Annotated in this window: 24 protein-coding genes; 17 read left to right on the top strand and 7 right to left on the bottom strand. The window is 33.0% G+C overall.

Annotated elements, in window-relative coordinates; all coding sequences use genetic code 11:
* Positions 1 to 20 precede the first annotated feature (20 nt).
* The 3 genes from ACE01P_RS14975 to ACE01P_RS14965 all read right to left on the bottom strand — a co-directional run bounded on the left by ACE01P_RS14975 (position 21) and on the right by ACE01P_RS14965 (position 3956).
* Positions 21 to 887: a DUF4249 domain-containing protein gene (locus ACE01P_RS14975; protein ID WP_379699242.1), complete on the bottom strand. Its 867-nt coding sequence runs from the start codon at positions 885 to 887 to the stop codon at positions 21 to 23.
* A gap of 3 nt (positions 888 to 890) precedes the next feature.
* Positions 891 to 3161 carry a TonB-dependent receptor plug domain-containing protein gene (locus ACE01P_RS14970; protein ID WP_379699239.1) on the bottom strand — a complete coding sequence of 757 codons (2271 nt, stop codon included), beginning with the start codon at positions 3159 to 3161 and terminating at the stop codon, positions 891 to 893.
* Between the two features lie 81 nt (positions 3162 to 3242).
* On the bottom strand, positions 3243 to 3956 hold the full coding sequence (locus tag ACE01P_RS14965) for a pyridoxine 5'-phosphate synthase (protein WP_379699236.1): 714 nt from the start codon (positions 3954 to 3956) through the stop codon (positions 3243 to 3245).
* A 115-nt stretch (positions 3957 to 4071) separates the two neighbouring features.
* On the opposite strand from ACE01P_RS14965, the gene ACE01P_RS14960 reads away from it, so the two are divergent.
* The 8 genes from ACE01P_RS14960 to murI all read left to right on the top strand — a co-directional run bounded on the left by ACE01P_RS14960 (position 4072) and on the right by murI (position 12527).
* On the top strand, positions 4072 to 4731 hold the full coding sequence (locus tag ACE01P_RS14960; protein WP_379699232.1) for a CBS domain-containing protein: 660 nt from the start codon (positions 4072 to 4074) through the stop codon (positions 4729 to 4731).
* A gap of 100 nt (positions 4732 to 4831) precedes the next feature.
* Positions 4832 to 5716, top strand: a complete 885-nt coding sequence (locus ACE01P_RS14955) for an NAD kinase (protein WP_379699229.1) — start codon at positions 4832 to 4834, stop codon at positions 5714 to 5716.
* A 173-nt stretch (positions 5717 to 5889) separates the two neighbouring features.
* Positions 5890 to 6582 (top strand): DUF6089 family protein, encoded by a 693-nt coding sequence (locus ACE01P_RS14950; protein WP_379699226.1) that lies wholly within the window; start codon positions 5890 to 5892, stop codon positions 6580 to 6582.
* A 2-nt stretch (positions 6583 to 6584) separates the two neighbouring features.
* Positions 6585 to 7325: an isoprenyl transferase gene (locus ACE01P_RS14945; protein ID WP_379699223.1), complete on the top strand. Its 741-nt coding sequence runs from the start codon at positions 6585 to 6587 to the stop codon at positions 7323 to 7325.
* Positions 7258 to 10005, top strand: coding sequence for an outer membrane protein assembly factor (locus tag ACE01P_RS14940; RefSeq protein ID WP_379699220.1), 2748 nt, complete (start codon positions 7258 to 7260; stop codon positions 10003 to 10005). Before ACE01P_RS14945 ends, ACE01P_RS14940 begins: the two co-directional genes overlap by 68 nt.
* Before the next feature lie 42 nt (positions 10006 to 10047).
* Positions 10048 to 11082, top strand: a complete 1035-nt coding sequence (locus tag ACE01P_RS14935) for an OmpH family outer membrane protein (protein WP_379699217.1) — start codon at positions 10048 to 10050, stop codon at positions 11080 to 11082.
* A 14-nt stretch (positions 11083 to 11096) separates the two neighbouring features.
* Entirely contained in the window at positions 11097 to 11600 is a 504-nt protein-coding gene (locus ACE01P_RS14930; RefSeq protein WP_379699214.1) for an OmpH family outer membrane protein, read from the top strand.
* A 150-nt stretch (positions 11601 to 11750) separates the two neighbouring features.
* Entirely contained in the window at positions 11751 to 12527 is a 777-nt protein-coding gene (murI, locus tag ACE01P_RS14925; RefSeq protein WP_379699211.1) for a glutamate racemase, read from the top strand.
* A 4-nt stretch (positions 12528 to 12531) separates the two neighbouring features.
* On the opposite strand, the gene ACE01P_RS14920 is transcribed toward murI, so the two are convergent.
* Together ACE01P_RS14920 and ACE01P_RS14915 are read right to left on the bottom strand one after the other, a co-directional pair.
* Positions 12532 to 13767, bottom strand: coding sequence for an aromatic hydrocarbon degradation protein (locus tag ACE01P_RS14920; protein ID WP_379699208.1), 1236 nt, complete (start codon positions 13765 to 13767; stop codon positions 12532 to 12534).
* Positions 13768 to 15096: a DUF4270 family protein gene (locus ACE01P_RS14915; RefSeq protein WP_379699205.1), complete on the bottom strand. Its 1329-nt coding sequence runs from the start codon at positions 15094 to 15096 to the stop codon at positions 13768 to 13770.
* Between the two features lie 231 nt (positions 15097 to 15327).
* On the opposite strand from ACE01P_RS14915, the gene ACE01P_RS14910 reads away from it, so the two are divergent.
* The 6 genes from ACE01P_RS14910 (at position 15328) to ACE01P_RS14885 (ending at position 20169) form a co-directional block, all read left to right on the top strand.
* Positions 15328 to 16170, top strand: a complete 843-nt coding sequence (locus tag ACE01P_RS14910) for a DUF6268 family outer membrane beta-barrel protein (RefSeq protein WP_379699202.1) — start codon at positions 15328 to 15330, stop codon at positions 16168 to 16170.
* A 14-nt stretch (positions 16171 to 16184) separates the two neighbouring features.
* Positions 16185 to 17192 (top strand): Kelch repeat-containing protein, encoded by a 1008-nt coding sequence (locus tag ACE01P_RS14905; protein ID WP_379699200.1) that lies wholly within the window; start codon positions 16185 to 16187, stop codon positions 17190 to 17192.
* A complete protein-coding gene (locus ACE01P_RS14900) occupies positions 17182 to 17508 on the top strand; it encodes a DUF4907 domain-containing protein (protein ID WP_379699197.1) in 327 nt (108 codons plus the stop codon). Before ACE01P_RS14905 ends, ACE01P_RS14900 begins: the two co-directional genes overlap by 11 nt.
* On the top strand, positions 17509 to 18624 hold the full coding sequence (locus ACE01P_RS14895; protein WP_379699194.1) for a sensor histidine kinase: 1116 nt from the start codon (positions 17509 to 17511) through the stop codon (positions 18622 to 18624).
* An 11-nt stretch (positions 18625 to 18635) separates the two neighbouring features.
* Positions 18636 to 19346 (top strand): intradiol ring-cleavage dioxygenase, encoded by a 711-nt coding sequence (locus ACE01P_RS14890; RefSeq protein WP_379699191.1) that lies wholly within the window; start codon positions 18636 to 18638, stop codon positions 19344 to 19346.
* Between the two features lie 109 nt (positions 19347 to 19455).
* Complete coding sequence (locus ACE01P_RS14885; RefSeq protein ID WP_379699188.1) at positions 19456 to 20169, top strand: LytR/AlgR family response regulator transcription factor; 714 nt, start codon at positions 19456 to 19458, stop codon at positions 20167 to 20169.
* Positions 20170 to 20268: 99 nt separating this feature from the next.
* On the opposite strand, the gene ACE01P_RS14880 is transcribed toward ACE01P_RS14885, so the two are convergent.
* Both ACE01P_RS14880 and ACE01P_RS14875 read right to left on the bottom strand, forming a co-directional pair.
* Positions 20269 to 20784 carry a gamma carbonic anhydrase family protein gene (locus ACE01P_RS14880; RefSeq protein WP_379699186.1) on the bottom strand — a complete coding sequence of 172 codons (516 nt, stop codon included), beginning with the start codon at positions 20782 to 20784 and terminating at the stop codon, positions 20269 to 20271.
* Positions 20785 to 20794: 10 nt separating this feature from the next.
* Positions 20795 to 21784, bottom strand: coding sequence for a type IX secretion system membrane protein PorP/SprF (locus tag ACE01P_RS14875; RefSeq protein ID WP_379699184.1), 990 nt, complete (start codon positions 21782 to 21784; stop codon positions 20795 to 20797).
* 143 nt (positions 21785 to 21927) lie between these two features.
* Here ACE01P_RS14875 and ACE01P_RS14870 point away from each other — a divergent pair, with 143 nt between their 5' ends.
* The 3 genes from ACE01P_RS14870 to ACE01P_RS14860 all read left to right on the top strand — a co-directional run bounded on the left by ACE01P_RS14870 (position 21928) and on the right by ACE01P_RS14860 (position 24283).
* Positions 21928 to 22827, top strand: coding sequence for a NifU family protein (locus tag ACE01P_RS14870; protein WP_379699182.1), 900 nt, complete (start codon positions 21928 to 21930; stop codon positions 22825 to 22827).
* A gap of 146 nt (positions 22828 to 22973) precedes the next feature.
* Positions 22974 to 23384, top strand: a complete 411-nt coding sequence (locus ACE01P_RS14865) for a YtxH domain-containing protein (protein ID WP_379699180.1) — start codon at positions 22974 to 22976, stop codon at positions 23382 to 23384.
* An 86-nt stretch (positions 23385 to 23470) separates the two neighbouring features.
* A complete protein-coding gene (locus ACE01P_RS14860) occupies positions 23471 to 24283 on the top strand; it encodes a mechanosensitive ion channel family protein (protein ID WP_379699178.1) in 813 nt (270 codons plus the stop codon).

Raw genomic sequence — 24283 nt, 5'->3', positions numbered from 1 at the left:
TAAAAGCCGATTTGAATAATTCAAATCGGCTTTTCTTTTTTAGGTGGAGTTCTAACAGTTATAGTGCTTTGCCCATAGCCTGCCCAAATTCCTATTCCTCCATTTATATTTGATTTTAAACTGATGTTTGCCGGATAAATTGGATTCTGACTATTTACAATTTCATTTTGCCAACTGTTCCAGAAGTCTAAAGATTCTTTGGTTTGAGTTCTTAATTTTACATGTATTAAATCTCCATCAGCAAAATAAGGTGTGAATTTAGTTTTAGGAAAAAGTAAGACTCCTCTATTAATTTGAAGTGAAACAGAAGACTCCTTAAAGTTTTTATCATCCAAATTACCATAAAAAGCAGGCACAAAAATAGGCTCTTCCTTGTCAAGTCTTGTCGCGAGCTGGTAATAGTTTTTCTGGCTCGGTGGATCATCAAATTTCACAAAAACATAGCCTGTTGTATCAGAAGGATTTGTTTTTATATACTCTGCGCTTTTTAACGTTACAGTTTCTGGAACTCTCGTTACCGCTGTAACAACACGATTTAAATATTCTATTTTTAACGAATATTCTTTTCCAGCTTGCCCTTTTATTGTAGAACCAAAATAGACAAATGGCGGAATGCGGTTTTTATCGTTTTTGACCCTTAAAACTTCTGAAGTTTCTCCATCAGAAATTGTAATTTTTGCAGACCTGATTACGCGATTCAAGACATTTGTCGAATCAATTACATCTGTAACCGGAATACTGCTTGACAAAAGAACATTTGCAAAATCGCCTTCTTCAATCCAGCCTTCCACAACAATTTTAGATTCTAAGCTTTTCTCACTGCTAAAATTATCATTTGAACAGCTTACTAAAACTAAACCCAATAGAAAGAGTAAATGCTTTTTCATGTTTTAAAATTTAAATCTCCAGCTAACTGAAGGTAATATTCTGTATAATATTTTTTCTTCCTGCTTCACCACTACTTTGTCTTTATTTTCACTTACTTGAACGTCTAAAACTACGTAAACAGGATTTCCAATATTAAAAGTGTTATAAATTGAAAAGTTTAATGCGCTTTCTTTTTTAGCCGTTTTTATAAAATAATAATTAGCCGAAATATCTGTTCGAATATAATTCGGCATTTGCGCATTATTATATCCTGAATATTCTTTAACCGGATTATTATTGATGAAATACCATGAAGTAGGCATTGTAAATCGATTTCCAGAACTGAATACTTGAGTAAGTCCGAAGTTCCATTTTGAATTCAAATCATACATTCCGACCAAGGAGAGATTATGACGTCTATCGTATTTCGCAAAATAGGTCTTACCATTATTCAATTCGTCAAAATTTCGATCAGACCAACTTAACGTGTAACTCAACCAACCAGTAAATCTTCCGTTGCTTTTTTTAACCATCGTTTCAAATCCGTAAGCCTTTCCTTCTCCAACATACAAATCGTTCTTGAAAGTTGTAACTTCATTAAATTGCGTAACACCATAAGGATATTCGAGTAAATCTTTCATCAAACGATAAAATCCTCCCAATGAAGACGACCAATTTTTTGATAAATTTTGATTTGAACCGATAGAAAATTCATTTGAAGATTGTGGTTTTATTCCATCAGAACTTGCAATCCAAAAATCTGTCGGAATTCCCACACTCGAGGTAGTGATCAAACTTAAATATTGATACTGTTTGTTATAAGAAGCATAAAAAGAATACTTCTCCGTTGGCAGATAATTCAAAACAACGCGCGGCTGAAAATGCAAATAAGAATCTGCTCCAGATGTATAATAATTAATTCTAAGCCCTAAATCTGCAAATAGTTTTTCAGATAATTTAGGTTTTAATGTAGTAAAAACAGCAGCTTCATTAGCATTAATGATTTTTGGAGACTCATTATCGATTGTTGCAAAATTGTCAACATTTACTCTTTGTGGCTGTAAATTATGATAAACATATTGAAGACCAGATTCTACAGGAATGTTTTTTATTGCATATTTCACCGAATTTGAAAATCCGAAATCTTTCACATAGGAAGAAACTGCAAATTGAATTGTAGCCTGTTCCATATTTAAATCATTAGAATATTGGCTAAAATAAACCGCATTTGACATGCTGACATTCGGCGAAATTGCGGTGTTCAAAGAGGGAGATATGGTAAAATTACTCCATTTCAAACTCGTTCTAAGTGCCAGATTATCATCTTTTATTTTTAATTCATCGCCACTTGCAAATGCTTCAACAACAAACAAATTCTTTTTTGACAATTGAGAGAGAAAAGTAAAATTGGCATCAGAAAAACCATATTTCATATTTTTAACATCGTTGTTCTTTCCTGATTTTAATAGCGGCCCAACAATTTCATCGATATAGGTTTTTCTTCCAGAAATATAAAATGCATTTTTATCATTTAACGGAACAGCAAGACTTAATTGAGAAGCCAAAATACCTACATTTCCTTGAATTTCAAATTCTGAAGGCATTTTTCTATTTGAATTCAGCAAAGTTGTAGAGCTTAATCTTCCTCCATATTTTGCATTCGAACTTGATTTATCAAACTCCACATCTTTTATATGATCTGCATTGTAAAAAGGAAAAATTCCTAGCAAATGAGACATTCCATAAATGGGAGTTCCGTTATACAAGATTGCATTATGACCGGGATCTCCTCCTCTCACATAAAAATAGCCATTTGCGTCACCCGAATTTTGAACGCCGGGAGTTAACTGCAAAATTTTCAGAATATCCGTTGTCCCCATAACACTTGGAACAGCCGATAATTCTTTAACATTAAAAGAAAGTTTTCCGTTAGAAAGATTTGTTATTGCACTTTTTTTATTGTTAGCAATCACAACTTCTTTTAAATGCGCTATGTCTTTTTCTAAAATAATTGAAATGAAAGTGTCTTTCTTTACTTCAAATTGAATGTTTTGTGGAATATATCCTGTTTGATCGATTTTAATTTTTACTTGCCCTAAAGGAATAGTTGCCGAGAAATTGCCAAAAGAATCGGCTGTGGAAAAAACTTGAGAATCGCTTGCTGCAAAAACTAAAGTTGCACCAACTAAATTTTCATTTTCAGAAGATTTTATATTACCCGAAATAGTGGCCTTTGATTGCGCAAATACACCAGAAAAACAGATAAAACAGAAGAAGAAGGTAAATATTTTCAACACTTAATTTTAATAAGAAAAGTGCGAAAATAAACAATTATAACCCAATTATATAGGTTATAATTGTTTTTAAGCTGAATATTATTTCAATTTATTTAAATACATATTAACAGTATTATCCAAACCTAGATAAAGTGCCTCTGAAATTAAAGCGTGGCCTATAGAGACTTCTAATAAACTTGGGATATTCTCTTTGAAAAATTTGATATTATCTAAACTCAAATCATGTCCCGCATTGATTCCTAAACCTAATTCGTTTGCCAATATTGCCGCTTTTGTATAAGGATCAATTCCTCTTTCGTTTCCTAAACTATATTGGTGCGCAAAAGATTCTGTGTATAATTCGATTCTATCTGTTCCTGTTTTTTTAGCGCCTTCGATCATCTCTAAAATCGGATCTACGAAGATCGAAGTTCTAATTCCATTTTTTTGAAATTCCTGAATTACTTCAGTCAGATATTCTTGATTTTTGATGGTATCCCAACCTGCAGACGAAGTTATTGCTCCAATTGCATCTGGAACCAAAGTAACCTGATCTGGTTTACATTCTAAAACCAAATCAATAAAATTATGCTGCGGATTTCCTTCAATATTATATTCTGTTGTAACAACTGCTTTCAAATCGCGCGCATCCTGATAACGAATATGACGCTCATCTGGACGTGGGTGAATTGTAATTCCTTGTCCGCCAAATCGCTGAATATCTGTTGCTACTTTTAATAAATCTGGAACATTTCCGCCTCGAGCATTTCGAAGCGTCGCTATTTTATTGATATTTACACTTAATTTTGTCATATAAATAGATATTAATTCTAGTAATCTTATATTTGTTACGACAAAAATACAAAGTAAAACAGAGCGGTTTTCGGTATTTTTTGATTATTTTGCATCAAATATCCGCAATTGATTTATGACAGAAATTACAAACTATATCACAAACGATTTCAGAGCGATTGACAGTCAGGAAACGATTGCTTCGATTCAGGACTTTTTTATCGATGTAAATTTTTCTCATTTTCCGATTTTAGAAGATGGTATTTTTATCGGAAGCATCTCTTCAGATGATGTTGAAACGTTTGATATTGATAAAAAAGCGATTGATTACAAATATACTTTAGAACGTTTTTTTGCCAGAAAATCGATGATTTGGCTTGATGTTTTAGAAGTTTTTGCAAAAAATCATACTAACATCCTCCCTATTCTTGACGAAAACAATAATTACATAGGTTACTATGAAATGGAAGATATCATGAAATTTTTTCAGGAAACTCCATTCTTAAAAGAACCTGGTGCTATTATTATTGTACAAAAAGGCCTTTTAGATTATTCTATGAGTGAGGTAACTCAGATTGTAGAAAGCAATAATGGCAAAGTTTTAGGCTGTTTTGTTTCTGAAGCTGACACAGAAAATGTTCAAATTACTGTAAAAATTGGCTTAGGAGCAATCAATGAAATTATTCAGACTTATAGAAGATATGGGTACGAAATTATTTCAGAACATCAGGAAGACAACTATATCAATAGCTTAAAAGAGCGATCAGATTATTTAGACAAGTATCTTAACATATAAATTTATGAATGTGCCAATGAGAAAATTAGTTCATTAGATAATTTTCGCATTTCACAATTATCTAATTGACACATTGACAAATTCTCTAATTTAACAAAGAATGAAAATAGCCATTTACGGACAATACTATCAGAATAGCACTGAACCTATTATAAAAGACATTTTCAAATTTTTCAATACCAATAACGTTGAAATGGTAATTGAAGAAAATTTCCTGAATATGCTTTATGAAAAACAGCTTGTAAAAAAAGAATATAAAACTTTTTCGCCAAATACTGCTTTAGATAATAGCTTCGAAATGCTGATTAGTATTGGAGGTGACGGAACGATTTTAAGAGCCGCTGCTTTTGTTCGTAATTCAGGCGTTCCTTTATTAGGTATAAATGCTGGACGATTAGGATTTCTTGCTAAAGTTCAGAAAGAAAATATCGAAAGTTTACTAGAATATGTTATTGATCAAAACTACACGACTTCTGAAAGAACTTTATTAGGAATTACATGCGAACCTTATAATGAAGCTTTCAAAGAACTTAATTTCGCAATGAACGAAGTTACAGTGAGTAGAAAAGATACAACCTCGATGATTACCGTTGAAACTTATTTGAACAACGAATATTTGAATTCGTATTGGGCCGACGGATTAATTATTTCTACGCCAACTGGTTCTACAGGATATTCTTTAAGCTGCGGCGGACCAATTTTAACGCCAGATGTCAAAAGTTTAGTAATTACGCCTATTGCCCCACACAATTTAACTGCCAGACCACTTGTCATTCCAGACGATACAGAAATCACACTACGCGTAACTGGAAGAGAAGACCAATATTTGGTTTCTCTAGATTCGCGAATTTCTTCTGTAAAAAATGAATCTATTTTAAAGATTAAAAAAACAGATTACAAAATTAAAATGGTTGAAATACCAGGCGAGACTTTCTTAAAGACCTTAAGAAATAAACTGCTTTGGGGAGAAGATAAAAGAAATTAAACTCTTTTCTGATTCTTCACTATACGATAATACCACATTTTCTCGTTCTGCATGTAGTGAATCATCATTAAATGGCTCAAAATCATAATGTAAATTGAAAAAAAAGCACATTTAACTAAAGGAACTTTGATTCGTATCGATAATTATTATATTTGCACGCAATTTTGAATTAAATGAAGAAAATTTTTAATTTATTGTTATGTTTTTTCCCCTTTATCACACTTAATGCTCAGATCAATGAGATTGGTGTTTTTCTTGGCGGAAGCAACTTTGTAGGCGATGTTGGAAAAACAACTTATATCGCTCCAGAAAAACTAGCTTTTGGTGTTCTTTATAAATGGAACAGAAGTCCGAGACATGCATGGCGCTTCTCATACACACAATCAAATATTAGTGGAAACGACTTCAAATCAGATGAAACTGGAAGAAATCAAAGAGGCTATCGTTTTGACAATGACATAAAAGAGCTTTCTGCTGGTTTAGAATTCAATTTTTTTGATTTTAATCTTCACGATTATCACACCAAAATAACGCCTTATGTTTTTACTGGTTTAAATTACTTTTTCTTCAATAATTTATACCGATATACTACAAGCCCAAATACCGTATACGAGCTAAAAAACCGAAGCTCAATGTCTATACCTATTACATTAGGTATAAAATCGAATATATCGCCACGTTTTGTTTTAGCTGCTGAAGTTGGTGCACGCTATACTTTTACAGACAATATTGACGGAAGCAATCCGAATACAAGCAATCCAAATATCATGAAATTTGGAAATTTAAATAATAATGACTGGTATATTTTTTCTGGTATGACTTTAACGTATACCTTTGGAAAAAAACCATGCTATTGCGCATACTAAAAATGAATTTGATAGAATCAATAGATCACACAAACTTACCTAAACACCTGGCCATTATTATGGACGGTAACGGACGATGGGCAAAACAACAAGGTTTTTTGCGCGCGTTTGGCCATGAAAATGGAACAAAATCTGTAAAAGAAATAATCAAAACCTCTGCTAAACTTGGAATTGAGTATTTAACTTTATATGCTTTTTCTACAGAAAACTGGAATCGCCCAAAACTTGAGGTCCAGGCGTTAATGAAAATATTGATCAATTCATTAAAAAAAGAACTAGTTACTCTTCAAGAAAACAATATACGCCTTAATGCTATTGGAAATCTTGACAAATTGCCAAAAACAGCCCAAAAAGAACTTTTGGATGTTATGGAAAAAACTAAAAACAATACTCGCTTAACTCTTACTCTCGCTTTAAGCTACGGCTCTAGGGAAGAATTGGTAAATGCTGTAAAGTCAATTAGTGATAAAGTTAAAAATAATATAATTTCAATAGACACTATTGACGATTCAATTATAAATGAGCATCTTTACACGCAAAATTTACCTGACGTAGATTTATTAATACGAACAAGTGGAGAACATAGAATAAGTAATTTTTTGCTATGGCAGATAGCCTATGCAGAATTGTATTTTACTAATGTCTTGTGGCCAGACTTTAAAGACCAAGATTTATATGAGGCTATTATTAGTTATCAAAAAAGAGAACGTAGATTTGGAAAAACCAGTGAACAAATTAAATAATTTTTTAGTGTTGCAAAAAAAAATACAAATAGTCTTTACCCTATTACTTTTGGGTAGTTTTTCACAAATTAAAGCACAAGAAAGAGTTCCTTTTGATCAAGGGAAAAAATATATTCTAGCTAAAGTCTCTGTTGTTGGTAAAATTAGCTTCAATGAGCAGACTGTTGTAACCTTTTCAGGTCTTCAAAAAGGTCAGGAAATCACTGTTCCTGGAGAAGAAATTAGTAGCGCTATTAAAAAATTAGGTAAACTTGGTCTATTTGACGAAATCGCTTTTTACGTTAATAAGGTAGAAAATGATAGTATCTATTTAGATTTAGATATCGTTGAACTTCCTAAATTAAATGAAGTTAAATTCGTTGGTATCAAGAAAAGTAAAGTCGAAGGATTAATTAAGGATAACAACTTGACAAAGAACAAAATTGTCAACGAAAACTTAATTACAACCACTAAAAATTACATCGAAAACAAATACAAAAAAGAAGGTTTTTATAACACAAAAGTTACAATTACCAATACTCCTGACACTATTAACGGGCACCAAGTTAACATGCTTGTGAGGGTCGACAAAGGAGATAAAGTAAAAATTAGCAGCATTGATTTCACTGGAAATAAACAACTTACAGATAATCAATTGCGCGCCGCAATGAAAGACACGAAACAGAAAAATTTCATTCGTGTATTTAAAGCTTCTAAATTTATTCCAGAAAAATACAAAACTGACTTAGAAAAAGTAATCGCTGCTTACAAAGAAAAAGGATATCGCGATGCTCGTATTATATACGATTCTGTACAATACATCAAGAAAAAGAATACTCTTGCTATTAAAATTAATGTAGAAGAAGGGAATAAATACTATTTCGGTAATATTAAATTCTTAGGAAATACTGTTTATTCAGACCAACTTTTAAATCGTTATTTAGGAATCAAAAAAGGGGAAACTTATAACGGAGTTTTACTAGAAAAAAGAATTGCTGATAAGACAAAACCAGATGCAGAAGACATCACGAATTTATACCAAAACAATGGTTATTTGTTCTCAAACATTAATGCTGTAGAGGTAAGAACGGTTAATGACACTATCGATTTTGAGATTAGAGTTACTGAAGGTCCTATCGCTTATTTCAACAAAATTACTGTTGTTGGAAATGACAAAACAAACGACCACGTTATCTACCGTGAGTTAAGAACAAAACCAGGTGAAAAATATAGTAAAGAGCAATTAGTTAGAACCATTCGTGAGATTGGACAATTAGGTTTCTTCGATCCTGAGGCAATTGATCCTAAATTTAAAAACGTAGATGCTGGAGCGGGAACTGTTGATATCGAGTACAATGTAGTAGAAAAAGGATCTAGCCAAGTTGAACTTCAAGGAGGTTATGGCGGTGGAGGTTTCATTGGTACATTGGGACTTTCGTTCAACAACTTTTCGGCACGAAAAATCTTTGACAGAGAAGCTTACAAGCCTTTACCAATGGGAGACGGACAAAAAGTTGCACTTCGTTTACAAGGAAGTACTTATTTCCAAACCTATAGTTTATCTTTCTCAGAGCCATGGTTTGGAGGAAAAAAACCGGTACAATTTAGTTCATCTATTTCATACAGTAAGCAATTTCTTAACAATTACATCACTAGAACCGTTGATAAAAGCAAAAGTTTTAATATTTTTACAATCCAAGTTGGGTTAGCGAAAAGATTAACCGTGCCAGATGATTACTTCGTATTATCACAATCTGTAAGTTATCAGCACTATGACTTGAATAATTATAATACAGGTTTGTTTACTTTTGGTAATGGTGCATCAAGAAACTTAGCTTATACTATCGGAATTTCAAGAAGTAATAAAGGGGTAAACCCGATATTCCCTACTTATGGTTCTGAATTTAGTATTAGTGCAAAAGTTACACCTCCATACTCTTTATTTAATGGTATTGATTATGGCGATTTGCAAAATCAAAAAGAATACAAAACACAATATACAGGAACATCAGGAAGTGGTATAGACGGAAAACCGCTTAACAACGGTGACTATGTTAAAACAGAAACTGTAAATGGATCAACTGGTTACGTAAGTGTTGGATCTGACTATGCAAGTGCAGATACAGATGTAGCAAAAGTCGATCAGAAAAAATACAACTGGTTAGAGTACTATAAAGTTAAATTTAAAGGAGACTGGTATACTAAGGTTTATGGAAAATTAGTATTAAGAACACTTACTGAATTTGGTTTCTTAGGAGCTTACAACCAAGAAAGAGGAGTAATTCCGTTTGAGCGTTTTTACTTAGGAGGAGATGGTATGGCGCAATACTCAATGGATGGTAGAGAAACTATCCAGTTAAGAGGTTATCCAAACAACTCTTTAACTCCAGTAAATACTGCAGGTGAAGCAATTGGAGCAACTATTTACAACAAATTCTCAATGGAATTGCGTTACCCAATTACATTAAAAGCATCTGCCTCTATTTTTGCATTAACGTTCTTAGAAGCAGGTTCATCTTACCCAACGTTCAAAGATTATAACCCATTCGATTTAAATCGTTCTGCTGGTGCTGGTTTACGTGTATTCATGCCTGCATTCGGATTATTGGGTATCGACTTTGGTTACGGGTTTGACGCTCTTCCAGGACAAACAAAAGCTAATGGTTGGGAAACACACTTTATCATTGGACAACAATTTTAGTGAAATAACGTTTGGTTAAAAATCATCAAATAAAGTTATGTTATGAGAAAACAATTTTTATTTATATTTTTAGCCTTGATTGTAGCAAATACAAGTCAGGCACAAGGAAAGACGACTCGAATTGGCTACATCGACATGGAATATATTTTAGAAAATGTTTCCGATTATAAAGAAGCCAAATCACAATTAGAGCAGAAAGCTCAAAAGTGGAAACAGGAAGTTGAGGCTAAAAAATTAAATATTAATAATTTAAAAGAAAGTTTAAAAGCAGAAAAAGCTTTACTTACAAAAGAATTAATAGAAGAAAGAGAAACTGAAATTAAGTTTCTTGAACAAGAAATGATGGATTACCAACAGAAACAATTTGGTTCTGACGGAAATCTAATGAGACAAAAAGCAGCTTTAGCAAAGCCTATACAAGATCAGGTTTTTACTGCTGTGCAAGATATAGCAGAAGCAAAAAATTATGATTTTGTTTTTGATAAATCATCAGATCTTACAATGCTTTTTAGCAATAAAAGATTTGATATCAGCGATCAGGTTTTAAGGATTTTAAACCGTACTGAAAAACGTGAGCAGCTGACCAAAAAACAATTGAAAGAGCAAGAAGCTAAGGAAAATATTGAAAATGCAATTGATGAAAATCCAGCGATGGCTGATCGCCAGAAAGCACTTGATGAAAAAAGAGCTGCTAGAGAAAAGTTAATTCAGGACAGAAAATTAGAGCAAGAAGCTAAAAGAAAAGAATACGAAGACAGAAGAAAAGCTTTACAAGAAGAAAGAGACGCCAAAAAAAATGGCACGGTTTCTGGAACAGCAACATCAACAGCCGTTCCCGCTGCAACAACAGCGAGCCCTGCTGCAAATGGCTCTACAGCTAAAACCACATCGCCAGTCGCAGGAGAAACACCTGCTGCTGAACAGTCAGGAATGACAAAAGCAGAAGAAAGACAATTACTTTACGAACAACGTAAAAAAGAATTGGAGGAAAGAAGAAAGAAAATTTTAGAAGAAAGAGAAGCGGCTAAAAAAGCAAAGGAAGCCGAAACACAAAAAACAAATACGACCAATAATTAATTAATATTTTAAAAATGATGAAACAAATCAAAACTTTACTAATTGCTGCAATTCTTATTTTAGGAGCAAGTAACACAATGAACGCGCAAGCGAAGGTAGCTCATGTAGACGTAAGCGAGATCATGGGGAAAATGCCTGCTATGCTAGATGCTCAAAATCAACTGCAAAAATTAAGTGGTACATATGATGCTGAATACAAAAAAATGGTTGATGAATATCAAGTAAAAATCAAAAAGTACGAAGCTGAAGCTGCAACTGTAACTGATGCTGTAAACGGTGAGCGTTCTAAAGAAGTTCAAGATATGCAAAAGAGAATTGTTGACTACAGAGACAATGCTCAAAAAGAATTACAACAAAAAGAAACTGATATCGTAAAACCTTTAATGGAAAAAGTTAGAGCTTCTATCCAAAAAGTTGGAAAAGCTAAAGGATTCCAATACATTTTAGATGGTTCTACTTTATTATTAGCTGATGGTCCAAACATCACTGCTGATGTTAAAAAAGATTTAGGATTCTAAGAAATTAAAATCTCTTTAATTAAACTGCTCAATTTGTATAATTTGAGCAGTTTTTTTTTACAAAAAATTAAAAGCAATCTTCGAAATTATTTCAAGATTTGACTTAACTTAGAATAACGAATTATATTTAAAAAATAGTAAATTTGCTTTATGACAAACAATAATCCTATAGGCGTTTTTGATTCTGGTATTGGTGGAACTTCCATTTGGAGCGCCATTCATGATCTTCTTCCAAATGAAAAAACTATTTATCTGGCTGACAGCAAAAATGCGCCTTATGGCCAAAAAAGCAAAGAAGAGATTGTTGCATTAAGTAAAAAAAATGTAGAATTTTTACTGGAAAATAATTGTAAACTAATCGTTGTTGCTTGCAATACTGCTACAACAAATGCGATATTTGAACTTCGTGCAGATTATGATATTCCGTTTGTTGGAATTGAGCCTGCTATTAAACCTGCAGCAAATAATTCTCAAACACAAGTAATCGGAATTCTAGCGACAAAAGGAACTCTTAACAGTGAATTGTTTAATAAGACTGCTGAAATGTTCCAGAATACCAAAATCATTGAACAGGTTGGCCACGGACTTGTACAACTTATTGAAGACGGTAATTTGTACTCACCAGAAATGACACAATTATTAGAATCGTATCTTCAACCTATGATCGAAGCTAATATTGATTATTTGGTTTTAGGATGTAGCCACTATCCTTATCTTATTCCTCAAATAAAAAAAATTCTCCCAGATCATATTAAAATAATAGATTCAGGAGAAGCTGTTGCGCGTCAGACAAAAAATCTGCTTCGCGATAAAGTTGGTTTTTCTGAAAATACGGATCATGATCCTATATTCTACGTTAACTCAAACCCAAAAGTTTTAGAGTCAATTTTAGAGTATAAATATCCGGTAATCAAAAAAGACTTTTAGATTATTATTCAAACTTTCGCTTGACGAACCAAATTCCGTCCAACGATAAATTGAGTGATATTTTATGGTAATTTTCTTTTATCAAATCATTTGCAATTCTGCCTTTCTGTCCGTAAGAATATGAAATATTGAGTGATGAAAATGTATTTTCAATTGGCAGATTTAATCCGATAGAAATAGACGCATTATTGACACGCTGTTTATCGACTTCCAGATAACCATTATCAAAATTTACGCCTGCCGCATACCCCACTCTATCCCAATATTTTCTAACATTCTTTTTTGTACTATAGGTAAGACCAAGTGCAAAACGATCCTGATTTACAAATTCGCCGTAAAGATCAGACTGTTTGGTGTTGCTCCAGAAACTTTTCTCGTAATCTAGAGTTACATTTAAATTATTTTTAAATCGTTTACTGGCTCCAAAACCAATTTCTAGAGGCATATAGTAATCGTCTGTAGCTGTAGCTTTGTCCGTTTCTATAGAAGACACAACTTCATCTGCAATACTATTTACCGACTGTACTTTGGAAGCGTTTATTCTTGCAGGAACTTTAACTGTCGTTCCGATTGTAAAGGTTGAATCTATTTTGAATTGAGACCCTAATGTTGCACGCACTCCCCTATAATCTGTTTGTTTGTGTATTGTTGTAACTGCATTCGAAATTAAAAAAGCGCGATCATCAACTGTATTACCAAAAAGTACTGATCCGGTTGCTCCTATTGTCAGTTTTTTTCCAAATCTGTAACCGTATGAAAAGTCTAAATTATTTAAACCTCCCGATCCTTGCGCCGTTACATAATAATATTCTTGACTATCGGCAATTTGAAGTTTTAAATTTGAGATTTTGAAAACGGAACTAGAATATGGACGAAGCGCCAAACTAAAACCAGAATTTTTAGAAACTGGAAAAGCAAAAGCTAAGTGAGAAAATTGAAAATTATTTCGCTTTTCTGAGCGATTACTGCTCTGATAAGTTGTAGCAATAGCTTTTCCTCCAATATCAAAAAGAAAATGATTCTGATACATAAATCCTAAAGATGCTGGATTTAAATTATTGATAAAAGTATCTGAAGGCAACGCAATTCCAGAACCGCCAATTGATGGCAAATAACCAAAATCTGACTCATACAAACTTCCAACGCCATAAAGCGAATATGGTGAACTAGAGATGCTTTGAGAGAAGGAAGTCAGCGACATTAAAAGGAAGCAACTCCATAAAACAATTTTATTTTTCATTTAGTAAGAGATGTAATAAATTTTCAGCTGAATTTTATTGTCGGCGTGTTTCTGGTTGCCCAAAACAATTCTATTAACAGATTTAGAAATTCCAGGTAATGTTAGAATGAGAGATGATCTTGAATCGGCTGCCTTAAGCATTTCTTTTTGAAGAAAAGTCCCAACAGGAATTGTGTAACCGACATTTTCATTAAACTCATCGCTTTTTTTATTCAATATTCCGTAAACAGTAGTTCCCGCAGAATTTACTAAAGTTCCGCTTATTCGATTTAAATTATCTCCAATGTAAACCGCCAAAGAATCTGCCAACGGATATTTCTCTGAATAAGAATTATTGACAGGCTTTAAAACCAATTCTGCATTTACAATAGCTCCGTTAGTAGAGATATTTTTAAACTGTTTGATATTCGGAAAATCAACTCTGCAAGCCACCCCAGTTCCTGACTGAATAAAACCTTGATTATTGGTTAGAGTACTGGACAAATAGCTACTTGAGACGGGGAGATTCTGGAGGAGTGTTCCTGTTTTATCCAAAGAAATAGAATTGAATTGTTTGGTTTGATCTCCAATTGTAAAATCGAGAATATACGATACCTCATCCTGATCGGCCATATATTTTGAATAGTACAATCTTACTTTACTGCTTCCTGCACTAAATCCGATTACATTAGAAGAATTGGATGTTTCTGGAACCAAAACAAGTCCTTTTAAATATTCTGTAAAACTATCAAAATCTGTAACTTCTCTTTTTTTAATTTTCTGAAAAAGAGCTTCTCCAAATTCTTTATCCATTTTAATATTGATAGAGTCCTTTTGATTTGGTCTTGGTACAAAAGAAACCTTTCCCAAGCTTTCAGAACTATAACTTAAGGTAGAATTGTTGTAGAAATTACTGTCGTCTGTATTAGGCTTAACCTTTTGAAGCAAACGATGGATGTCAAATGTTTGCACCTTTGTCGTATCTCCATAATAATATTTATCGTATTTAAGAATCATCGAGATAGAATCGAAAACATAATTTACAGATTCGGTATCAGAGCCTGTACTATTTAATGCATAACTACTCCCTGAAAGCTGAAAATAACTATCTGATTTTATTTTTCCGAAAATAGGATCATCATAATTCCCGATTAAGATTCGACTTTTATTTGAAGTTACCAATGAGTCAAAATTGATCGTTGACATTTCTACAGTCACCGTATCAATCATGATCACTTTATTGCTTAAAGCCAGATAATCTGACCCAACAGTAAATTCTCCAGTGTCTGTATCTGTACCGCATGAAAATAAGGTAAGTACAAAAAGCAGTAGCAATATAAACTTGTGCATAATTTAATTTTTGAGCAAATATAAATTGCGCACTTTGGCGACACACTATAACATATACTACCACGCCTTTTTAGGCTACAAATTGCACAAAACGATCTATAATCTGAATTCTGTTCTCAAATTTTAATTCGACCTTAAAAACAGCGATTTTGTCTATCAAAACACCCCATATATATATCTTCTTTTTTTTAAGGGCATCATCCATCTAATTTTGAGCCAATAAAATAAATAATGAAAGTAAGGTTTTTAATTTGTTCTCTTTTTTTGATTTCATTTTTAGGTTTAAGAGCTCAGGAAAATTTTAGTGCTGCTGTAAATTTTAAAACTGTGCCAACAGATAAAATAAATTTTAGCGAAACAGACATTGCTCTTTTTTATCAGAAGAAACTGGGAACAAAAAGCAAAATAGCGAACACGTTAGAATATTCTAATTTGAAGGTGAATTACGATTTCAATCCCTATAATTTTTATGCGGATCAGGAAAAATTCAACCAAGTTCAAAACAAGTTTGAATATTCATCTGAAATAACAGAAAAAACAAAATGGCAACTTTCTATTGTTCCGACAGCAAATTTCCAGAGCAAATTGGATATTTCTGATGTGACAGTTCTAGGAAGTTTGTCTATTAACCAACAGTTGAGTTCGAAATTAAATGTAATTCTTGGAGCCAGCAGAACAACAATTTTTGGAACGCCAAAGGTTACGCCGATTATTGCTTTTGATTATAAAATGAATGAAAAAACAGATTTTAAAATTGGTTTTCCAGATTCGAAAATTTCTTATTCAAATAATGAAAGAAACAAATTCAGTCTAACGAATAGTTTTAATGGAAACTTTTATCATTTAGACCAAACAACTCATACAGACAATACTGCCGAAAAAGCAGTTTTATCGCAAATGACATCAGCTCTAGAGTATGAAAGAAATGTCTCGGGCAATTGGTTTTTAAATTTTAAAGCAGGTTACGATTTCAATAAAAAATACAATTTACTAGATGGCAGTGACCATAAAATATACGACTACAATAGCGGAAATGGTTACGTTTTAGGAATAGGGATCAAATACAAACAATAAATATTAAATACACTATGATTAATCTAAAAAAAGGAATTTTATTCACAGCGCTTTTTTCAAGCCTCTTTTTGATAAGCTGCAGCAATGATAATGATGATGATGATTTGATGGGAAACTGGATTAAAAAATCGGCTTTTGATGGCCCTGCAAGATCTAGTGCAACAAGTTTCGTTATCGGAGATTTTGCTTATGTAGTTGGCGGTTATACTGGAGATGTATATTTAAAAGATTTATGGGTTTACAACTCAAACGGAGATTACTGGGAACAAAAAGCAGATTTTGGAGGAATTGGAAGAAGTTCTGCTTCTAGTTTTGCATTAAACGAAAAAGGTTATGTTGGTCTTGGCTATGACGGAACAAACAAACTGAAAGATTTTTATCAGTACGATCCTTCTGCAAATAGTTGGACGCAAAAAACAGACTTTGCAGGAACTGCGCGCTATGCAGCTGTAGGTTTTCAGGTTGGCGGTAAAGCTTATTTTGGAACAGGTTACGACGGAAACTATTTAAAAGATTTTTATCAATACGATGACCAAGCAAATACTTGGACTTTGGTAAATGGTTTCAGCGGAAACAAAAGACGTAATGCGACTGTTTTTACAATTGCTGACAAAGCGTATTTAGTAACTGGTGTTAACAATGGCGTTTACCAAGAAGATTTCTGGGAATTTGATCCTGCAACAGATGTGTGGACAAGAAAAAGAGACATCGACAAAGATACAGATGATGATTACAGCTACAACGACGATTACGCAATTGTACGTTCTAACGCATCAAGCTTCGCCATGAATGGTTTAGGATATGTTGTTGGAGGTGAAAACATAAAAACAGTTTGGGAATACAATCCGACTACTGATTTATGGACAGAAAGAACCCCAATGGAAGGAGCGACAAGAACTGATGCTGTTGGTTTTGCCATCAATAACCGCGGATTCTATATGTTAGGACGAATTGGCTCTACTTATTTTGATGATGCTTGGGAATTTAGCCCATTAGACGAACAAAGCGACGATGATAATTAATAATAAACAATGCTTCTGGAGTAACATCCAGAAGTATTTGATAGTTTTTGTAATTCTTCTTTTAGCATCCTGTGCAAAAAAAGAAACGTTAACAACAGCTTCTTTTAAAACAAATTCTGGTTGGGGCTACACAATTGCCTACAAAGAAAAAGTTTTAATTAAACAGTCAATTATTCCCGTAATAAGCGATACTAAAAGTTTTGAAACAAAAGACGATGCTTTGAAGGTTGCAGATCTCGTTAAGCAAAAACTCAAACAAAACTTATCTCCAACGGTAACCAAAAATGAATTAATTTTATTAAAAATAAAATTGTAAATGCAGATAGATACCATTAAAAATACCGGCTATAACAAAATACTTTTCCATTGTGCAATATGGGTTTTCTTTATTTTGACTTCACTAATTCAGTTTTACGAAAGTCCGTTTAAGATGAATAATGACTTTTATGCGCAATGGCTAACAGGAATTGTTTTGTTCTATCTTAACTATTTTTATTTGGTACCCAATTATTTACTGCAAAAAAAATACTGGCTTTACTTTACGTTTGCCCTTCTTCTGATTGCAGTATTTATGATTATTAGATTGCATTATTTTATTCCAGAATTTAGACATTTAAGACCTGAGAACATAATGCCGCCAAGAATGGCTCCTCATGATGTTCATTTTTTTCCTAGAAACGAAAAAATGTATCAGAGAGTCGAAATGAGACAGCCTCTTTTCTTTAAAATTGGCCCATCGTTTTTCTATATTTTGGTTATTACGATCTCTGCAATTATTAGAACACTAACTGAATTTTACAATAATCAGCAAAATAAACTGATTGCCGAAACACATAGAACAAATACCGAATTAATCTACTTGCGCAAACAAACCAATCCGCATTTTTTATTTAATTCTTTAAACAGTATTTATTCTTTGGCACACAAAAAATCTGATTTGGTCCCTGATGCCATCGTGACTTTATCTGAACTTATGCGCTATATGCTGTATGAGACAGATAACAAAACGGTGGCTTTAGAAAAAGAAGTCAATTATATTCAGAATTATATCGAATTGCAAAAACTTCGATTGAACAATATTGAAGACATTGTAATTAATGTTCATGGCGATACCAAAAACAAGTTTATCGAGCCTTTATTATTGATTTCTTTTGTTGAAAATGCCTTTAAATATGGAACTGATTACAAAGGCGCGGCTCACGTAAAAATTAAGGTTCTAATTACAGATCACAATCTTGATTTCTGGATTGAAAACACGATTGAGAATTATGTAAAAGATCCTGAAAACTCCGGAATTGGATTGGTGAACATTCAAAGCCGTCTTGATCTTTTATATCCTAACGCACACGAACTAACCATTACTCAGGATAATGAATATTACCGAGTTCATTTGAATTTAAAGTTAGACGAAATTAAAACCGCAATACATTAAACAAACTGATTATGGACAGAAAAAAATTTCTCCGAAATGGTATTTTGGGCATTGCATCATTGGCAACAGCTTCAAAATTTTTAGAATCTTGTTCTAAAAGCGACAATGATGATACCGATACTAGCAATTCTGGAGACGGAAGCTGCACGGTTTCTCCTTCAGAAACAAAAGGCCCGTTTCCTATCAAAACGCCAAGTCAGCTGGTTTTAGAAAACATCAAATCTGACCGTGTTGGAATTGCGTTATTGATTAATTTAAAAATTGAAAACAAAAACAACAATTGCGAACCTCTTTCGGGAGCTTTGGTCGATGTTTGGCATTGCGACAAAGACGGAAATTATTCGGAATATGGCGGCACGCAAATGCAGCAGACAGATTATACTTCTGTTCATTTCTTAAGAGGAAGACAAACTTCAAATACTAGCGGAGAAGTTTCTTTTATCTCTATTTATCCTGGCTGGTATCAAGGAAGAGCACCGCACGTACATGTAGAAGTTTTGTCAAGTACAGGAAGTTCTTTATTGGTAACGCAGATTGCTTTTCCAGAAACGATTTCGAGTGAAGTATATTCAAGCACTAATTATGCCGCACACGGACAAGCGGATACGGCAAACACAAAAGACAATGTTTTTGCTGATAGTTTAGCCGATGAAATGGCAACAATAACAGGTAATTTGACAGATGGTTTTACACTTACAAAAACCATAACTGTAAACGCATAACTTTTTTTGATTAGGTGGAACCAGTATTTTAAGAAAATTTTAAAACTTAATTTACTGGTTTAAAATTACTTTTGAATGCCAAAACAATTATAAATTTAATTCTGAAGAAATGAAATGTGTAATTATTGATGACGAACCTTTAGCAGTAGACTTATTACAGGATTTTGTCAAAAAAGTAGATACTCTTGATCTGGTGAGCACCTTCAACAATGCTATTGATGCTGTTTCATTCATCAATCAGAATAATGTTGATTTGGTTTTTCTGGATATTCAGATGCCTCATTTTTCTGGAATTGATTTTTTAAATACAATAGAAAAAAAGCCTCTGGTTATTTTTACAACTGCTTATTCTGATTATGCCGTAGAAGGTTTTAATCTTGGCGCTGTTGATTATTTGGTAAAACCAATTCCGTTTCACCGATTTTTAAAAGCTGTTGTAAGAGCGCAGCAAATATTTTCACCAACAACACCACAAACAATTTCTGAAAATGCAAATGCACCAGAAATTGATCAGGATTTTATGTTTGTAAGAGCTGAATATGAAAATGTAAAATTGAATTTTGCTGATATTCTTTTTATTGAAGGCTTAAAAGATTATGTCAAAATCTACACCACAGACAATAAATTTACGCTGACGCTAATTAGTTTAATCAAACTTGAAAATCTGCTTTCAAACAAGGGGTTTGCGAGGGTTCACAGATCGTATATTATCAACATCAAACACGTAAAATCGATTCAGAAAAACAAGGTTTTAATAAGCGACAAAAGAATTCCAATCAGCGAAAGCTATAAAAATACTTTCTTCGAAAAAATCAACCTCTAATTTAAATCCTAAAAAATTTAAATCTTAAATAAAAATTCCAAATTCCGAAAAGGTAAGACTCTTGGGATTTGGAATTTCTTTTTATTGGAATTTTTAAATCTATTCTTCTTTAAACCAGCTAGAATACATTACGTAATTATTTGAAATACGCCCTATTTCACCAGCAAAATCAGATTGATCAATGTCTTTTACTTTTTTGGCAGGAACTCCAGCATAAATGCTTCCTGAAGTCACAACTGTATTTTGAGTTACTACGGCTCCGGCAGCAATAATCGCATTGCTTTCAACTACGCAGTTGTCCATTACAATCGCTCCCATTCCGATTAAAACATTATCGTGAATCGTACAGCCGTGTACAATTGCGTTATGTCCAATCGAAACGTTGTTTCCTATAATTGTAGGATGTTTTTGGTACGTGCAATGAATTACAGCACCATCTTGAATGTTTACTTTGTTTCCTATTTTAATGAAATGAACATCTCCTCTCACAACAGCATTAAACCAAACACTGCAAGATTCTCCAAAAGTAACATCTCCTACAATAGTTGCATTTTCGGCAACATAACAATCCTCTGGAATAAGAGGTGATTTTCCATTTACAGATTTAATCAGCATAATAATAAATTTAGTTTATTGCAGGACAATTACAGTCGTAGCGTTCTTTTTTGCAGAATAAATTAATTCCTAAAGTAATTTGATGATAACCGCCTGTGTCAAACTTAACATCTCCCATTACCTGAGAATAAGTATAAGCAAACATGAAATTCTTGTAATTAATTCCAACAATCGGTGTAAAATATTGTAATTTTTGAGAAGCTACGCCACTTCCTGAAACATATTGCGCGCCATCAAAACCTCTTCTATAAGACAAAGCCACCCATAGACTTCCAAAATCCATGTTTTTGTAGGCTTTCATGTTCAAGTCAAGTGTTTTTTCTTTCGTCTGATCAAAAAGCTGAAAAAGAATAGAAGGCTCCCAAGTCCAATTATCGTTTTTACCAAATACATAACCAGCGCTCAATAAAAACTTTCTAAGATTGTCACTTTCATAATCTGTGTACAACTCTCTTCTGGTTTCTAACAATCCCTGAACTGTTGCATGTGCATAAAAATTCAAATAATTATACGAAGCTCCAACATCAATATTGAAATAAGAATCTTTCTGAATCGAGCCGTAAATAATAGGATCAAAAGTTCCTCCAAATTTAGTTTCGTCCAATTGGTTTTGTATTAAACCACCGCTAATTCCAAAAGACAACTGATTTAAATCCAATTCATCTCGTGAAAACATAATATGGTGTGCATACGTCAATTTTACGCCTTTCTCAGAATGATATCCATTTTTATCATTAAAAACAATGATCCCAGCTCCAGAGCGTTCGCCGATTCTTCCGTTAAAACTTAGAGTCTGTAGTGATGGAGCGTCTTCTTCTCCAAACCATTGTTTTCTGGCTGTTAATCTTATTTTGGCACAGTTGGCCGCGCCAGCCATCGAAGGGTGAATTAAGTAATAATTATCAGACAAATAATCAGAATAAACGGGTATTCCCTCTTGGGAATAAGAGTGAAAAGCGGTAATGAGAAAAATTAATAAAACCTTGATTTTAAATTTCATAAAGACAATTTTGTTTCTTTATAATTTTCACTCTCGCAATTTAACACGATTTATTTGAAAAGAGTCTTAATTATTTCATTAAAAAATCAAATATAGCCATTAGTAGAAAATAACTTTAGTAAATTTGCAAAAAATATATTACCATGACTAAAATCACTATAAAAGAAACCCAAAACCCAACTATTTTAAAGTTTGAGTTTGAGGATTTCATCACTCAGAATCAAAACTTTGAGTTCAAAAATATTGATGAAGCTCAGGCTTCTCCTCTAGCACAACAATTATTCTATTTACCATTTGTTAAAACAGTTTATATCTCAGGAAACTTCATCGCGATCGAAAGATACAGCATTGTGGATTGGGATGATGTAAAAGATGCAGTTGCAGAGCAAATCAGCGCTTTTGTTGACAAAGGCGGTGTTATCATTAAAATTGACGAAACAAAAGCAAAAAAACAGCCAATTACGGTTTACGGAGAAACTACTCCAAATCCTTCTGCTTTGAAATTTGTTGTGAGCAGAATGTTAACTCGTACTGCTGTAGAATACAAAAACATCGATCAGACTGCTTCTTCTCCGCTTGCTCAGGAATTATTCAAATTCCCTTACGTGAAAGAAGTTTTTATTGACGAAAACTATATTTCGGTAACAAAATACGAAATCAACAACTGGGATGAAATCACTTTAGAAGTAAGAACATTCATCAAACAATTTATCGAAAACGGAGGAACTGTTTTAGATGAAAGTTTAATTCAGACAAATACTAAAAATGAGGCTTCTAAAGATGAAGCTTTTGATAAATTGGATGTTACTTCACAGCAAATCATTAACATCTTAGAAGAATACGTAAAACCAGCTGTAGCTGCAGATGGTGGAAATATTGCTTTTGAATCTTATAATGAAGATGATAAAACAGTAAAAGTATTATTGCAAGGTGCTTGCAGCGGATGTCCTTCATCTACATTTACTTTAAAAAGCGGTATCGAAAATATGTTGAAAAGCATGTTAAACGATGAAGCTATTAAAGTTGAAGCGGTAAATGCTTAATTTCTTAAAAAAACATCATAGAAAGCGTCTCATTTGAGGCGCTTTTTTTATTATTAATCACTAGTTATCAATTATTTACCATTAAAAAAACGAGTAATTCTATAAAATTAATTAATATTGTATTCTTAACCAATTAATTAACAACCATGGGATTATCATCATTTTTTAAAAATTTATTTGGCTCAACCAAAGAGTCTGTAACTGAATTGGCAACTAACGCCGAAAATACTTTTGAACAAGCAAAAGAAGCCGCTACTCCATATATTGAGAAAGCTGAAGCTTTTGCAGAAGAAACAATTGAAAAAGTAAAAGAAGTTTCTGAACCTATCATTGACCAAGCTGCAGATTATGCAGAAAAAGCAAAAGATACTGTAAGCGAATATGCTGACAAAGCAGCGAAAGTGGTAAACGATGTGGTAGATTCTGTTAAAGAAAAAACTGCTTCTATAGGAGTTAGCGAAGCACCAGAGACTATTGCCGAAACCGTTTTTGATGAAAGCGAAAAATCTGTTACGGAAGTAGAAGAAATCGCAGATGAAGCAGCCGACAAAGCATAAACACACTTTTCTGATAATGTAAATATTTTTATATTTGCACCACTAATATACCTTCTCTTTTGAGAAGGTTTTTTTATTTTAAAATCATGAACATTAGCCCAGAACAAGTCAGTAAATACGTTGCTCGATTTATTGATATTTTAGTCGATTATTCACCAAAACTGATTTCTGCATTTTTAATCTTATTTGTTGGTTTGTATGCCATCAGATTGATTAATCGAATTATTAGAAAAATAATGATTCAGCGAAATCTAGATCCGACATTAACCAAATTCTTATCCGATATTTTGTTATGGGCGTTGCGAATATTACTGTTTGTAACCTTTATTTCTAAATTAGGAATTGAGACTTCTTCATTCGTAGCTATTTTAGGTGCAATGGGTCTTGCGGTTGGTTTATCATTGCAAGGATCGCTTTCGAATTTTGCTGGCGGAATGCTTATTATTGTTTTTAAACCGTTTAAAGTAGGAGACACTATAGAAGCACAAGGCGTAGTGGCTACAGTTCTTGAAATTCAGATTTTTGTAACCAAAATGCTTACAGGAAATAATCAGACTGTATTTGTCCCTAACGGTTCTTTATCTAACGGAAATATCATCAATTACTCCATGCAAGGAGAAAGAAGAGCCGATTTGACATTCTCTATTTCGTACGATTCTGATATTAAAAAAGCGAAAGATATACTTATAGATGTTTTGAATAAAAATCCAAAAGTCTTAAAAACTCCTGCACCCGAAGTCTTCGTAAAAAATCTATCGGCAAGTTCTATCGATTTTGCAGTGCGTCCTTGGGCAAAAAATGCGAATTATGGAGCTGTTTTTTCTGACACATTAGAGAATTGCAAAATAGCTTTGGATGAAGCTGGAATTGCAATTCAACCGTATACGATACAGAAATAA

The sequence above is a fragment of the Flavobacterium sp. HJSW_4 genome, assembly GCF_042436695.1.
Classification (GTDB): Bacteria; Bacteroidota; Bacteroidia; order Flavobacteriales; family Flavobacteriaceae; genus Flavobacterium.
This window is presented reverse-complemented; position numbering and strand designations above follow the sequence as displayed.

Coding starts and splice junctions, on each gene's coding strand:
- ACE01P_RS14915 (WP_379699205.1), bottom strand. CDS start 15,096: ATGCACAAGTTTATATTGCTACTGCTTTTTGTACTTACCTTATTTTCA.
- ACE01P_RS14875 (WP_379699184.1), bottom strand. CDS start 21,784: ATGAAATTTAAAATCAAGGTTTTATTAATTTTTCTCATTACCGCTTTT.
- ACE01P_RS14880 (WP_379699186.1), bottom strand. CDS start 20,784: ATGCTGATTAAATCTGTAAATGGAAAATCACCTCTTATTCCAGAGGAT.
- ACE01P_RS14945 (WP_379699223.1), top strand. CDS start 6,585: ATGAATTTGATAGAATCAATAGATCACACAAACTTACCTAAACACCTG.
- ACE01P_RS14860 (WP_379699178.1), top strand. CDS start 23,471: ATGAACATTAGCCCAGAACAAGTCAGTAAATACGTTGCTCGATTTATT.
- ACE01P_RS14885 (WP_379699188.1), top strand. CDS start 19,456: ATGAAATGTGTAATTATTGATGACGAACCTTTAGCAGTAGACTTATTA.
- ACE01P_RS14950 (WP_379699226.1), top strand. CDS start 5,890: ATGAAGAAAATTTTTAATTTATTGTTATGTTTTTTCCCCTTTATCACA.
- ACE01P_RS14865 (WP_379699180.1), top strand. CDS start 22,974: ATGGGATTATCATCATTTTTTAAAAATTTATTTGGCTCAACCAAAGAG.
- ACE01P_RS14920 (WP_379699208.1), bottom strand. CDS start 13,767: ATGAAAAATAAAATTGTTTTATGGAGTTGCTTCCTTTTAATGTCGCTG.
- ACE01P_RS14910 (WP_379699202.1), top strand. CDS start 15,328: ATGAAAGTAAGGTTTTTAATTTGTTCTCTTTTTTTGATTTCATTTTTA.
- ACE01P_RS14955 (WP_379699229.1), top strand. CDS start 4,832: ATGAAAATAGCCATTTACGGACAATACTATCAGAATAGCACTGAACCT.
- ACE01P_RS14895 (WP_379699194.1), top strand. CDS start 17,509: ATGCAGATAGATACCATTAAAAATACCGGCTATAACAAAATACTTTTC.
- ACE01P_RS14930 (WP_379699214.1), top strand. CDS start 11,097: ATGATGAAACAAATCAAAACTTTACTAATTGCTGCAATTCTTATTTTA.
- murI (WP_379699211.1), top strand. CDS start 11,751: ATGACAAACAATAATCCTATAGGCGTTTTTGATTCTGGTATTGGTGGA.
- ACE01P_RS14965 (WP_379699236.1), bottom strand. CDS start 3,956: ATGACAAAATTAAGTGTAAATATCAATAAAATAGCGACGCTTCGAAAT.
- ACE01P_RS14905 (WP_379699200.1), top strand. CDS start 16,185: ATGATTAATCTAAAAAAAGGAATTTTATTCACAGCGCTTTTTTCAAGC.
- ACE01P_RS14890 (WP_379699191.1), top strand. CDS start 18,636: ATGGACAGAAAAAAATTTCTCCGAAATGGTATTTTGGGCATTGCATCA.
- ACE01P_RS14900 (WP_379699197.1), top strand. CDS start 17,182: ATGATAATTAATAATAAACAATGCTTCTGGAGTAACATCCAGAAGTAT.
- ACE01P_RS14940 (WP_379699220.1), top strand. CDS start 7,258: ATGAGGCTATTATTAGTTATCAAAAAAGAGAACGTAGATTTGGAAAAA.
- ACE01P_RS14960 (WP_379699232.1), top strand. CDS start 4,072: ATGACAGAAATTACAAACTATATCACAAACGATTTCAGAGCGATTGAC.
- ACE01P_RS14935 (WP_379699217.1), top strand. CDS start 10,048: ATGAGAAAACAATTTTTATTTATATTTTTAGCCTTGATTGTAGCAAAT.
- ACE01P_RS14975 (WP_379699242.1), bottom strand. CDS start 887: ATGAAAAAGCATTTACTCTTTCTATTGGGTTTAGTTTTAGTAAGCTGT.
- ACE01P_RS14870 (WP_379699182.1), top strand. CDS start 21,928: ATGACTAAAATCACTATAAAAGAAACCCAAAACCCAACTATTTTAAAG.